Raw genomic sequence first — 14127 nt, forward strand, 5'->3', positions numbered from 1 at the left:
TATGGATTGGTCAGTAGCTTTACCAAATATATGGTTCTTACTAATTACAGTGTTATTTACAGGATTTTTCGTATTAGAAGGATATGATTTTGGTGTTGGTATATTAGCACAAATATTGGGTACTAATGATGTTGAAAAACGTGTGTACTTTAATACAATCGGTCCGTTTTGGGATGCTAATGAAGTTTGGTTGCTTACCGGTGGTGGAGCGATGTTTGCCGCATTTCCTATCTGGTATGGTAAATTATTTAGCGGATATTATATTGCGTTTGTATTGATGCTTGTTGCTTTAATTTTACGAGGCGTTTCGTTTGAATTTAGAGGTAAATTAGGTAATAATAGAAAGTGGATTAAAGCATGTGACTTCGCAATGTTTATTGGTAGCTTTTTACCACCGATTTTATGGGGAGTAGCCGTTGCTAATTTTATGACAGGGGCTAACCTTGATGATAAGAAAAATCTGATTGATGGATTTTTAGGATTATTATCACCGTTTACTATTTTAGGTGGTATTATGATGTTATTACTAATGCTTGTTCATGGTGCACAATTTTTAGCACTTAAAACAACAGGTGAATTAAGAAATGCCGCACGTGGTATTTCCGCACTATTATTCCCGTTTGCTGCAGTTGTTACACTGGTATTTGCAGTTTGGGCGTTGTTTAAAACGGACATTTTTATAAATAATTACTATATAGGATTAATCTTGGCATTAATAGCTGTGGCGTTCTTCGTAGTTTCGTTCATTTTAAACTTCAAAGGAAAAGATTTATCGGCATTTTTATGTACATCTGGTACGTTAGCATTCCTTACATTGAGTGTTTTTGTTGGAATGTTCCCAAGAGCTATCATAAACAGTAATGATGTTACACAATCACTATTTATATATGATGCTGCAAGCGGAATTTATACTCTAAGACTTATGACAATAGTAGCGTTATTCTTATTGCCATTCGTCCTTGGATACCAAGTATGGTCATATTCTATTTTTAGAAAACGACTAACAAAAGAAGATGAATTGGAGTACTAATTGATGAAGAAAAAGGAAGAAAAGTTGAAACTTCCTGTTAAAAAAAGTCTTACATTGACATTATTAGTATTATCAACATTAGAAGCAGTTTGTATTATTATACAGGCTGCTTTTTTAGCTAAGGCTATCGTGGGATTGTTTGATAAAAATTTTGATAATGTATTAAGAGATAGTATACTTTTTTTAATGGGTTATATATTTAGAACGCTGTTTTTACATTTGGAGCAGTATGTGACAGAAAAACACGCTATTGAATTTGAAAAAAACCTGCGTAAAGAATTATTAAGCAGTTATTTTAATTTAGGACCTGAGTTTACAACAAGAGAAGGTTCCGGTAAATTAGTTACTTTAGCTATTGACGGAATTGGCAAAGTAAAACAATATTTTGAGCTTAATGTATCGAAAAAGTTACGTGGCGGTATTATACCTGCTCTTATAGTAATATTTATATTTTATACTGATTATGTATCTGCACTTATGATAATATCGGTAATACCGGTAATTGTAATTTTTATGATTTTGCTCGGTATTAATGCTCGAGATATGGCTAATAGACAATATAAAAAATATCGTGCTTTATCAAATAATTTTATAGATACTGTTAGAGGAATAGAAACTTTAAAATTTTTAGGTATTAGTAAAAATTATTTACCTATCATGGAGAAAAAAAATAGTGAATATCGTCAAAGTACGATGAAAACACTAACCGTGGCATTTTTAAATAGTTTTGCGTTGGATTTTTTAACCACTATTGCTATTGCACTGCTTGCAGTAAGATTGGGAATACTTTTGCTTGATGGTAGTACAGTGTTATTACCGTCGTTAACAGTTTTGTTGATAGCACCGGAATTTTTCCTGCCGATGAAACAAGCTGCTACAGATTATCATGCAACATTAGATGGTCAAATGGCATATGAAGATATTCATCGTATGATAATAAAAAATATAAAAAATAAAGAAGAAAAAGTTAATATTTCAAATGTCAAAAATATTTCATTGGAAAATATTAGTTTACAAAAAGATAATAAAATTATTCTAAATAATATATCCTTAACGATTAATAAAGGAGATAGGGTGTGCCTTGTAGGACAAAGCGGTAGTGGTAAGACATCTCTTATTTCTATTTTAGCCGGTTTTAATAATCAAACTACAGGAATACTTCGTATTAATAATGAGGAAATAAAACTTACTGATATACAATGGGCATTAAAAATTTCATATATTTCACAATTTCCATATATTTTCCCTGATACGATACGTAACAATATTCTCTTTTATACAGATGAAAATATAAGTGATAAACGCTTAGAACAGGTGTGTAACATAGTAGGATTGGATAGTTTTATTAACACACTACCGGATAAATATGACACTTTAATCGGAGAAGCCGGACAAGAATTAAGCGGTGGGCAAGCACAACGTGTAGCAATAGCACGTGCTTTAATTAGTGATAGAGAAATTATTATTCTCGATGAACCGACAAGTCATTTAGATATTGAAACCGAATTTGAGATAAAAGAAAAATTGCTTGAATTATTTAAAGAACGCACGGTTATTATAGCAACGCATAGATTGCATTGGTTAAATAATACAGATTATATCGTTCATTTAGATAGTGGAAAAGTGGTAGATTATGAAAAAATCTCTGATTTTAGAGTAAGTGATAGATATGATAAATTAAAATCAAATTTAGTAGGAGGTGGCTATGGTGAAAAATAATTCTATTATTAGAACTGAAATCAGACGCAACAAAAAAATGATGAGTGCCGTAGTTCTACTGGGTATGTTTTCTGTAGTTAGCGGTGCAGCACTGATGTATGTATCAGGATTTCTTATCAGTAAGTCATCATTACGTTTAGGGAATATACTAATGTTACAAGTGCCGACAGTATTAACAAGAACCTTTTCATTATCACAATCTACATTTGCTTATGTGCAACGTCTATTAAGTCATAATTTAGTGCTGGGTATTATTGAAAAAATGAGAAGTAGGGTGTATAAAATACTAGAACCACAAGCACTGAAATTAAAAAAAGAATATAAATCAGGTGATTTATTAGGAATTATATCGGAGGATATAGAACATTTACAAAATATTTATTTAAAGACTATTTTTCCTAGTGTTATCTCACTTATATTATATGTGATTTTCGTGACAGTAATGTTTGGTTATGATATGAGTTATGCTATAATTGCTACATTATTCGGATTGTTTATCATCTTTGTTGTCCCATTTGTATCCCTTATATTTACACGTAATAATTTCCATATAATGAAAAAAGCAAAATATGATTTATATCGTAATTTTACGAGTGCAGTATTTGGAATAAGTGATTGGATCTCATCAAATAAAATAAAAGAGTTTATGATTGATTATCAAGAAAAAGAATCTCGACTTCTTAAACGTGAAGCAAAGATAAAGGCATTCGTTCATTTTAGAGAAAATATTGTTAACTTATTAGCGGGTTTTACTGTATTTTTTATGATTTACAGCTGTTGGAACATGACATTAAATAATACAATAGAAAATGTTTATATAGCTTCATTTTGTATGATGGCACTATCTGTAATGAGTGTTGCTGTTATGACGGGTGAGGCAATCTCACATATGCCGGGATATGAAGTATCGATTAATCGAGTTAAAGAGTTCTACGCACAAGAAGAAAAAACATTAGATACAATAGTTACAAAAAATAATAAAGAAAATAATATTATTGATATTGAAAATGTAAGTTTTGAATATGAAGATGGGAAAACAATTTTAAATAATATTTCACTTTCTATAAAAAAAGGAGAAAAAGTTGCAATATTAGGGCGAAGTGGTGTAGGGAAATCAACGCTTATTAAATTGCTGACAGGAACATATACGAATTATACAGGAAATATTTCAGTATTGAATAAAGTACCAAGTGAAAAATTATTAGGTACGGAAATTTCGCTTTTAAATCAAAAACCTTATTTGTTTGATATGACAATTAAAGAAAATTTAAAATTATCATTACTTGATAATGATGATATTGTATTAAGTGATAAGGAAATTAACGAAAAAATAATTGAGAGTTTGGACAAAGCACAATTAACATCATTAATTGATAGTCTATCGGAAGGTATTGATACAAATGTTTTTGAAATGGGTAGTAGATTTTCGGGTGGAGAAAGACAACGTATAGCTTTTGCACGTAGTATTATTCAAAATAATGAATTACTGTTACTTGATGAACCGACTGTTGGACTTGATCCAAAAACAGAACATGAATTATTAAAAACAATTTTTGAAACAAGTAAAGATAAAACAATAGTGTGGATTACGCATCATCTAAATTCTATTGAATATATGGATAGAATAATATTTATTAAAGATGGATGTGTAGAAATGGATGGTACACATGAAAAGTTGTATAGAACGAATGAAAAATATCGTAAATTGTACGATATGGATAATATAAAATAGATATATATACCTTTGAATTAATCAAATTAAATAGTTCTGTAGCGATATGGAATATAATAAAGTTGATTCAAAAATAAAGAAAATCCAAGAAATAGTTGTAAAAAACTCATTTCTAGGATTTTTAATATTTTTGTATGAAAATATTAAAAAATTATAAAAATTATATAGGATAAAAAACCATTATTATGGCAATGAAAAAAATTACCATATAAAATTATTAATAGAAATAAAAATAAATATCATTATATATTTAATTAAAAAATATGACGTTTAAACAATTAATACTATTCAAGAAATAACAAAAAATTTATTCAATGAAACAATAAAATTCATAATGAAAAAAGCTTAATATCTAAGTTATGAAACTATGAGTACAAAGTTAGCTATTATAGTGAAACTTGAATTTGCTTTGAAAATTAATAAAGAAAACTTGGTACTATACGAATATAAAAAAAGTCGATTTTTTATTACAATTATATTATAATATTTTTAGCTAAATATTCTGAATTTTTTGCCTTTTTGCTTAGATTTTTAAAGAGAATTTTTTAGAAATTCTGTAGCAAGTAAAGTCTGAGTTTATAATTATCATATAGTTCGATGTGGTTATAAGCTTAAAACAGAATGTATAGAAGTTATTAGGGGTAACTTCTAAAGGCGAAATGCAGTATAAAAAAACAAAAAAAGGAGATATTAAAATGAGAAAAATGAAAAAAGGTATTGTAGCTTTTACTATAGCGGTAATGTGTTTATTTATCGTTACAGGATGTGGAAAATCGGGCAGTGATTCAAAGAGCTCATCGGGAGGAACAGAACAAGTAGAAACATATAGAGTGGATAGTTCCAGAATTTCCGTACTTACCAACAAAGGAAATGCGTATTACATAGGTGGGGGATTAGCCTTTAGTAAAGAAACTGTTGATGTTGATAAACCGACTAAGTTTTTAGAAAATATAAAAGATCTTGTTTCCGGACATGCTTGGATTGACAAAAACAATGATTTGTACATAGAAGGTGTTGATAGTATAAATGGAGGACACTTAAATGAACCCAAAAAACTGGGAGGGAATATTGTTAGTTCAACTCCATATAACTTAGGTGTTGTAGCTGTGGATAAAGACGGTAATTTATATTCATTTGGTAAATAAAAATTCAACGGTTTTGATAAAACATATAAAGAATTTACTAAAATTGATGATATAAAAGATGTAGTTAAGGTTTCATCTAGCGTATTTAATTATTGGTTTTTAGCCCTTACAAAAGATGGTACAGTTTATAATAAGAAATTTGATAAAAAATTTGAAAAAGTGATAGATAATGCTAAAGATATTCAAGGAAGTTACATTATTACAAAAGACGATGAAGTTTATCATATGGGAAATGAATTAACTAAAATTGGTAAATCATTAAAGATAGGTGGATATATTGATCCGGGTGCTGTAAAATTTGTAGAAGATAAAACAATCGCCCGTGTTTTATGGGACGGAAAAAAACCCAGAAATGATAAAGAAACAGATGTACTTTATCAACAATATCCTAAAGATATAAAAGAATTAATATACCATAATATTTCAAGTGATAAGAATAAAGATGGTAAACATATCCTTAAAATGGTATATGAAAATATGGATGGAGATATAGTTTTATACAACGTGTATGATTGTTATAATATAAATGGGAAAACAGAAAAAAATATTTCTAAAGTAAGTAAGAGTGTAGATGATATAGCTAAAATTTGGGATTTTGTAAAAGTAGAAAAAAAGAATTAAGATAACAAAATAAGAAAATATCCTCTGTTTAAAATGCGGTGCACGAGAAAAAAATAATGAAAAAATGCTAAACAGCATCACGTTGTTTAGCATTTTTTCATTAATGGCTTTAGCCAGTTGAGGAGGCGAAGTCTCCGAAACAATAAACCACCCGCTATGCGGGTGCGAGAAAAGAGTTAAACAATTGAAAAATCATCCTTTCTTGATAAAATAAGAGTAGTTCAAGCACTAAAATAAAGAAAGGATGATTTTAATTATGGCAAATAAACATAATAGTTTATCGCATACAAAGTGGATATGTAAATACCATATTGTATTTACCCCTAAGTATAGACGAAAAATAGAATTTAATCAATACAAACGAGATATAGTAGATATAATAAAAAGGTTATGTAAGTATAAAGGAGTGGAAATAATAGAAGGACATATAATGCCAGATCATATACATTTGCTGTTATCAATACCACTAAAATATAGTGTATCAAGTTTTATGGGATATTTGAAAGGAAAAAGTTCACTGATGATATTTGATATGCATGCAAACCTGAAGTATAAGTATGGGAATAGAAAGTTTTGGGCAGAAGGATACTATGTAAGTACTGTAGGTTTGAATGAAGGTACAATAAGAAAATACATCAAAGATCAAGAAGCGCATGATATTGCAATAGATAAACTGACAACAAAAGAATATACAAATCCATTTGGAAATAAGAAAAAATAGATAAACCCGTTTGACGGGTAGCGGGCGTAAAAATACAATAGGGCTTGAACGAATGTGAAAGCCAGCGCCTTGAGGTGCGTGTTAGTAACAAAGGGTTATACCCGAAGAGAAAACCACCCCTTTTCAGGGGTGGTCATTATTGTTCATCTAATTTTATTATATAATCAATTAAATTAGATTAAATCAAAGGTTTTATAGTTAAAATTCGGTTCGATTTTGTGAAGTGAATAAAAATTTTCTTGATTATTTTTTGAAGCTTATAACACACTCTTTAAATTTCTTAATTAAATCGGGAATAATCTCTTTATCTAAACAAGAAAATGCAATACGAATATGTCTATCATCCATTGAATAAACTCCGTACTTATACTCATGTAAAAATTTCAATCTAAATTTATGGGCATTAATATTATTTGGCATTTTTATAGTGAAAAAATAACCGGAATTAAAAGGTAGAATAGTTACCTCATTTTCTAGTTTTTGATCCCTTATTGCACCTTTTAGTACATTGTAGCGTTCTTCAACAAGTTTATCGTTTTTTATTTTTTGGTCTATAGCTGCTGAACTTGTTAATAAACAAATAGCTATTTGCTGAGATAAATTAGCAGGGGATGAAGTTGTGCTACGTAAATATCCTTGAGTTTTTTCTAAAATAATATTTTTCAGGTTGGAATCTTTTGTATAATAAGTAATAAATCCTATACGTAGCCCCCAACTGTAAAACTCTTTAGTAATTCCGTCTAATTTTATAACAAGACAATTTTCATTATCAGAAAGTTTAGCGGTAAAATTTAATGAAGAATTTTTATGATTTTTTTCAAAAAATAAACCAAAATAAGCATCATCAGAAATAATTATAAGTTTCTTAGCAGGTTTTTTTTTGGCAAAAGAATCTATAATATTAATCAATGAATATAATTCATTAACAGAAGGGGTGTATCCCGTTGGATTATTAGGAAAATTTAAAATTATTGAAATTTTATTTTCTTTTATAGAATATAGGGTTTTTTCAAAATTTTCCAGATTAAAATTATTTTTATTATTGAATTGAGTGTATCTATAGATTTTATTTTCTAATTTTACAGAATATATTTGTGCATAGTTTTGCCAGAATAGATTTGGTAGCAGAAGAGCATCACCTTTTTCGCTAAAAAGATTGGCCACGGTATCGATACCTTGAGTAATACCGGTTGTTACCATTGGAAGTGACAAATACTTTTCATCTAAAGCATCGTTATCTTTTAAGATTTTTTCCTTCCAAAGTTCTCGAAGCCTAGGAAGTCCCGGTGTGGGAGAGTATGGTAGATATTCAGTTTTATTTATTTCATTAATAATTTCATCTATTTTATCTAATCCAATAGCTTTTTTATTTTTAGTAGCTATCCCTACAGTAGCATTAACAGCACCTTTAACTGCTACTGTTTCTTTTGATTGAATAAGTACATCTTTAGGTAAAATTAAATTTTGACCCAGTTTGGAAAAAAATAACATAAAAAACCTCCTAAATTAATATAATTATTATATCATATTTATTAATAAAACGTTAAAGTAAAATTATAAAATTTAAAAAGTTTGTGTAGTGTTACAATAGATGTGAGACATATAATAAAAAAAGAAGAGTAAATCCTGTATAATGAAGTTACCTACAAATCAAAAAAAGGAATTTACTCTTATGAAAACTATTATAACAGAAAATATAGAAAAAACACAACGATATATACCTCATACTTTACAAACAAGAATAGCTGCAGTTAAAACTTATAAAAACGGTAACTCTATTCGTTTTGTTTGTAGGCGCTATAAAATATCAAAAGCCTCTCTTTTGCGTTGGAATAAAAAATATGACGGTACTAAAGAGTCTCTTATAGATAAGTCTCATAGACCTCATTCCATTCACCCTAACGCCCATACAGTTGAAGAATTGTCTTGGATTAAAAATCTTATTAAACGTAATCCTAATATTTCTATGATTGAATTATATGCTAAACTTAAATTCAACAAAGGTTATAAAAGACATCCTTGTTCTTTATTTAGAGTGCTTAGAAAATTAGGTTTTTATAAAGATACTAAGAAAAAAGTAATTCCTTATAAACCTAAACCCTATAATACACCTACTGAAATTGGTAAAAAATGGCAACTTGATGTGAAATATGTTCCTAAACGTTGTTATGTAGGAGAAATTCCTGATAAATTTTATCAATATACTATCATTGATGAAGCTACTAGGGAAAGATTTATTTTCCCTTTTAAAGAACAATCATCATATTCTACTGTTCAATTTGTTAAAATGGCTATTGATTATTTTGGGTATAAACCCAAGATAATTCAAACTGATAATGGTTTTGAATTTACACATTTTAAAGATACTAAACGAATACACCCTTTTGATGTATTGTGTAATAATCTTGGCATTAAACATCAACTTATTAGACCTAGAACTCCTAGACATAACGGTAAGGTTGAACGTAGTCATAGAAATGATAATGAACGTTTTTACAGGCGTTTATCTTTCTTTTCGTATGATGATCTTATATCTCAGATGAAAAAGTATCTATATCGCTCTAACCGTCTTCCTATGCAGACTTTAAATTGGCTTTCTCCTGTTGAAAAAAGAAAAGAGTTACGGAAAGAGTCTATAAAAATATGCCGGCTTTAATTCCTTGTTAGATAATAGATTTCACAACTTATTTGTCAAGGACAAGGGCTACGCCTTTTTCAAATCCTTGACAAATAAGTTTTAGAAATCTGAAATGTTCTCTAAGGAATTAAAGCTGACAAATCTAATCAAATAATGTATTTTACGTCGGGGGCTTCATACGGTTTACATAGAAGCTAGCTTCTATGTAATTCTATTATATCCGGTATTTATTTTTTACTTTTTTGTCTCACATCATTTACAAATGTACAAAAATTATAAAATTTAAAAAGTTTGATTACAAATATTTTAATTCTTTAATACTTAAAAAATAATGATTTCTTCACGAGAAAAATTAATTTTATTTTTGCTATAATCATGCTATTTTACGTTATTTTTCATATTTTAATATTTTAAATAGAAAATTTCATTTTTCAAAATATTCTATAAATAAAATTCATCAAAAAAAATTATATTTCTTAGTAAAATGACTTGATTTTTTTAGAAGGATTATTTATAATAAATAGGTATGTGATTAACTCACTTAAAAATAACTCTGTTCATATTTAAAGTGTTCAGGGCAGAAGGAGAAGATAATAATGAGAGAAGGAATTCATCCGGATTACCGTAAAGTTGTATTCATGGACACTACTAGTGGTTTCAAATTTTTAAGCGGTTCAACAAAACCATCTAAAGAAACTATAGAGTGGGAAGATGGAAATACGTACCCATTATTAAAAGTTGAGATTAGTTCAGATACACATCCATTTTATACAGGACGTCAACGTTTTGCTCAAGCAGATGGTCGTATCGAACGTTTCAACAAAAAATACGGTATCAAGTAAGATTAAAAAACAGGCATTTCTTTTTGGATTGTCTGTTTTTATTCTATGTATATGATTAGTTAAACTAATTTTATATTGTGCAATAAAATATATTGCAGTAGGAGATTATAATATGGTGGAAAATAGAAAATTTGGTTGGATAGAATGTATTTGCGGAAGTATGTTTTCGGGAAAATCTGAAGAATTATTAAGAAGAATAAAACGTGGGGTTATAGCTAAGCAGAAAGTTTTATTATTTAAACCTAGCATTGACAACAGATATGAAGAAGATAAAGTATCTACTCATAATGGAAATAGCTATAAATCAATCAGTATCGATAAAGCAGAAGAAATTTTTGACTACATAAAAGATGAAAAATATGATATTATAGGTGTTGATGAGATACAATTTTTTGATAAATCAATAGTAGAAATAATAAATAAATTGGCTGATGACGGTATTAGGGTTATTGTAGCCGGTCTTGATATGGACTTTAAAGCAGAACCTTTTTATCCAATGCCGGAAATTATGGCTATAAGCGAAATGGTGACAAAATTACATGCTGTATGTAATAAATGCGGGAAAGAAGCTAGTCGAAGTCAACGTTTGATAAACGGAAAACCGGCACGTTACGATGATCCGGTCGTAGTAATTGGTGCTAGCGAATCATATGAGGCTAGATGTCGTCATTGTCACGAAATAGAAAAATAATAAGGAGAAAATGATGGAAATATTAAGTCAATTAGAGGTAGTAGAAGAACGCTATGAAAAACTTAATGAATTGTTAAGTGATCCTGATATTGTAAGTGATACAAAAAAATTAATGGAATATTCAAAAGAACAACGCTCTATTGAAAAAACAGTATCGGTATTTAGAGAATATAAAAATATAGTTCAACAAATTGCTGATACGAAAGAACTACTTGAAATTGAAACAGATGAAGAAATGAAAGAAATGATGCAAGAAGAAATCAAAGAATTGGAACCGACGCTTGCACCGATGGAAGAAGAGTTAAAAATATTACTATTACCAAAAGATCCAAATGATGGTAAAAATGTCGTTGTGGAAGTTCGAGGTGCAGCAGGTGGAGATGAAGCCCAATTATTTGCCGGAGATTTGCTACGTATGTATACACGTTTTGCAGAATCACAAGGGTGGAAAGTTGATATTTTAGAACGTTCTGAAACGGGTATTGGCGGCATCAAAGAGGTGATTTTTATTATTTCCGGTGAAGATGTGTACTCTAAGATGAAATTCGAGAGCGGCGCACATCGTGTGCAGCGTGTTCCGACAACAGAATCAAGCGGACGTATTCATACATCAACTGCTACAGTAGTAGTATTGCCGGAAGCTGAGGAGGTTGAAATAGAAATTAATGAAAATGATATTCGTGTTGATACGTTTGCTTCGAGTGGAGCTGGAGGACAATCTGTTAATACGACAATGTCAGCCGTACGTTTAACACATATTCCAACAGGTGTCGTAGTATCAATGCAAGATGAACGTTCACAGATTAAAAATAAAGAAAAAGCAATGAAAGTTTTGCGCGCTCGTGTTTACGATAAATATCAACAAGAAGAGCAAGCAAAATTTGATGCTGAACGAAAATCCAAAGTTGGAACGGGAGATCGTTCGGAACGTATTAGAACGTATAATTATCCACAAAACAGAGTTACAGATCATAGAATAGGTTTAACTATTCAAAAACTTGATCAAATAATGGAAGGTAAGCTTGAGGAAATATTAGAAGCACTTCGTATAGCAGAACAAGCTGAAAAAATGGCAGAATTAAATAAAGGTGAAGAACTGTAATGAAAAGAAGACAAGCTATGACGAAGGCTTGTTTTCTTTTGAGAAAGCATGCCAAAGAAGAAAGTTTAGCGCGATTTTTATTAATGTATTTAGTAGATGAGAATAGTAGTACATTTAATAAAGAAATATCAAGTGAATTAGATAAAAAAACTGAAGAAGAATATTTTAACCTTATTAATAAACACATAGCGGAAGATATACCACTAAGCCATTTAACCGGTTTTGAATATTTTTATAATAGAAAATTTAAAGTTACTAGTGATGTCCTTTCACCACGAATGGAAACAGAAGAATTGGTGGATAAAATTATAGACTATGTGAAAAAACAAAAATTATATAATATAAAGATATTAGATCTTTGTACCGGGAGTGGTATTATAGCAATAACTTTGCAAAAAGAAATATCCGAACACATAATAAGTATAGTAGGAAGTGATATAAGTAGTAAGGCGCTTAATATTGCACAGTTAAATTCTGTAAATTTGAAAAGTGATGTTAAATTTATTAATTCTGATTTGTTTGAAAAAATAGAAGATAAGTTTGATATTATTGTATCAAATCCACCATATATAGCATATTCAGATAAAATAACACTAAAAAAAGATGTATTAAATTTTGATCCGCATTTATCACTATTTGCAGAAGAAGACGGAATGTATTTTTATAGAAAAATTATTGAGCAGGCAAACCATTATTTAACGGATCAAGGGGTAATATTTTTTGAAATAGGTTATAATCAAAAAGATAAGATAGTGTACTTAGCAAAACAGACTAATTATCGCATTCAGGTACTAAAAGATATTAATGGACGTGATCGCATAGCGATATTATATAAATAAAAGTAAATAGGAACTAACTTTAGGTCTAATTCATAAAGTTAATTCCTATTTATTTATAATTCTCGATAAACACCAACGCATTCACCGATAATTTCAACATTACGTGTAACTATAGGTTCATATGAAGAATTACAAGGTTGTAAAATTACATTTTCAGATGTAATAAATACTTTTTTTAACGATGCTTCATTCCATTCTTTTAGTAAAACAGCTGCAATCTTACCATTTCTTACGGTAGGAGTTTTTTTTATAAAAACTATATCACCATCTAAAATACCGGCTTCAATCATACTGTCACCTTCAACACGAAGGGCAAAATCCGCTCGCATACTTTGATCAATAAAGATATGATCATCATATTCTTCTTCTGCATATATACCGCTTCCGGCACAAATAGAACCAAGTATAGGTAGTTTTAGAGTATTATCTATAATATCTTCATATTCTTCATCAAAATTCTCAATTTCAATTTTTATATCTTCAGAATCACCAATCAACCAATCGGGATTTACATTAAGATAATCAGCCATAATTATGAGTTTATCACGCTTAGGTATATATTTCCCCTTTTTCCAATCGCTAATAGAAGAAGGAGTAATTTGTGTATCACGTGCAAGTGCGGCTTGTTTTATATTTTTTTCTTTAAGACATTGTTTAAATCGTTTGCTAAATATTGTAGTCATAAAAATCTATCCATTCTTTATAATACTTAACTTAATTATAAAGTAAACCGTATCTAAAATCAAGGATATTGAGAGAAATTTTTCTAAAAAATAAAGAAATATGAATTTTACGGTTGAAATTTGGTTTTCCGTATGATATTATATATATACAGAGAAAAAATTAAGTTTTACGTATTTAAGAAAAGAGGTAATATTATGTTTTTATATTGGTTGATTATATTAGTTATGTTGGCAAAAGTATTTACTTTTTTTGAAAAAAATAAATTAAAAATAGTTAAAAGAAAGAAATATACACATAGATAAATTATAAAGAAAACTTTATTTATAATTACAGAAAAATGAATTAATTTTATAAATGTATAAA

13 protein-coding genes are annotated in these 14127 nt (G+C 29.0%); 11 read left to right on the plus strand and 2 right to left on the minus strand.

Annotation, left to right across the window (positions count from 1 at the left end; genetic code table 11):
* The first annotated feature begins 1 nt into the window (after position 1).
* The 6 genes from cydB (at position 2) to tnpA (ending at position 6968) form a co-directional block, all read left to right on the plus strand.
* Positions 2 to 1030 carry a cytochrome d ubiquinol oxidase subunit II gene (gene cydB, locus AXE85_RS04335; protein ID WP_062173364.1) on the plus strand — a complete coding sequence of 343 codons (1029 nt, stop codon included), beginning with the start codon at positions 2 to 4 and terminating at the stop codon, positions 1028 to 1030.
* A gap of 3 nt (positions 1031 to 1033) precedes the next feature.
* A complete protein-coding gene (gene cydD / locus AXE85_RS04340; protein ID WP_062173366.1) occupies positions 1034 to 2749 on the plus strand; it encodes a thiol reductant ABC exporter subunit CydD in 1716 nt (571 codons plus the stop codon).
* Positions 2736 to 4481, plus strand: coding sequence for a thiol reductant ABC exporter subunit CydC (cydC, locus tag AXE85_RS04345; RefSeq protein ID WP_072520416.1), 1746 nt, complete (start codon positions 2736 to 2738; stop codon positions 4479 to 4481). Before cydD ends, cydC begins: the two co-directional genes overlap by 14 nt.
* 695 nt (positions 4482 to 5176) lie before the next feature.
* On the plus strand, positions 5177 to 5626 hold the full coding sequence (locus AXE85_RS04350) for a hypothetical protein (protein ID WP_062173368.1): 450 nt from the start codon (positions 5177 to 5179) through the stop codon (positions 5624 to 5626).
* Between the two features lie 159 nt (positions 5627 to 5785).
* The gene (locus AXE85_RS04355; RefSeq protein ID WP_062173370.1) at positions 5786 to 6247 is read left to right on the plus strand and encodes a hypothetical protein; all 462 of its coding nucleotides are present in this window, start codon (positions 5786 to 5788) and stop codon (positions 6245 to 6247) included.
* Positions 6248 to 6503: 256 nt separating this feature from the next.
* A complete protein-coding gene (gene tnpA / locus AXE85_RS04360; RefSeq protein ID WP_062171958.1) occupies positions 6504 to 6968 on the plus strand; it encodes an IS200/IS605 family transposase in 465 nt (154 codons plus the stop codon).
* 243 nt (positions 6969 to 7211) lie between these two features.
* On the opposite strand, the gene AXE85_RS04365 is transcribed toward tnpA, so the two are convergent.
* Complete coding sequence (locus AXE85_RS04365; RefSeq protein ID WP_062173373.1) at positions 7212 to 8459, minus strand: aminotransferase class I/II-fold pyridoxal phosphate-dependent enzyme; 1248 nt, start codon at positions 8457 to 8459, stop codon at positions 7212 to 7214.
* A gap of 181 nt (positions 8460 to 8640) precedes the next feature.
* Here AXE85_RS04365 and AXE85_RS04370 point away from each other — a divergent pair, with 181 nt between their 5' ends.
* The 5 genes from AXE85_RS04370 to prmC all read left to right on the plus strand — a co-directional run bounded on the left by AXE85_RS04370 (position 8641) and on the right by prmC (position 13080).
* The gene (locus tag AXE85_RS04370) at positions 8641 to 9624 is read left to right on the plus strand and encodes a DDE-type integrase/transposase/recombinase (protein ID WP_062174724.1); all 984 of its coding nucleotides are present in this window, start codon (positions 8641 to 8643) and stop codon (positions 9622 to 9624) included.
* A gap of 578 nt (positions 9625 to 10202) precedes the next feature.
* Entirely contained in the window at positions 10203 to 10448 is a 246-nt protein-coding gene (locus tag AXE85_RS04375; RefSeq protein WP_003145327.1) for a type B 50S ribosomal protein L31, read from the plus strand.
* Between the two features lie 112 nt (positions 10449 to 10560).
* On the plus strand, positions 10561 to 11139 hold the full coding sequence (locus AXE85_RS04380; protein WP_062173375.1) for a thymidine kinase: 579 nt from the start codon (positions 10561 to 10563) through the stop codon (positions 11137 to 11139).
* Positions 11140 to 11152: 13 nt separating this feature from the next.
* A complete protein-coding gene (gene prfA / locus AXE85_RS04385; RefSeq protein WP_062173377.1) occupies positions 11153 to 12241 on the plus strand; it encodes a peptide chain release factor 1 in 1089 nt (362 codons plus the stop codon).
* Positions 12241 to 13080 carry a peptide chain release factor N(5)-glutamine methyltransferase gene (gene prmC, locus AXE85_RS04390; RefSeq protein ID WP_062173379.1) on the plus strand — a complete coding sequence of 280 codons (840 nt, stop codon included), beginning with the start codon at positions 12241 to 12243 and terminating at the stop codon, positions 13078 to 13080. Before prfA ends, prmC begins: the two co-directional genes overlap by 1 nt.
* Before the next feature lie 53 nt (positions 13081 to 13133).
* Here prmC and AXE85_RS04395 read toward each other — a convergent pair whose 3' ends face one another.
* Positions 13134 to 13763, minus strand: a complete 630-nt coding sequence (locus tag AXE85_RS04395) for a helix-turn-helix domain-containing protein (protein WP_062173382.1) — start codon at positions 13761 to 13763, stop codon at positions 13134 to 13136.
* Positions 13764 to 14127: the final 364 nt, after the last annotated feature.

This window comes from Gemella sp. oral taxon 928, from assembly GCF_001553915.1.
GTDB lineage: Bacteria > Bacillota > Bacilli > Staphylococcales > Gemellaceae > Gemella > Gemella massiliensis.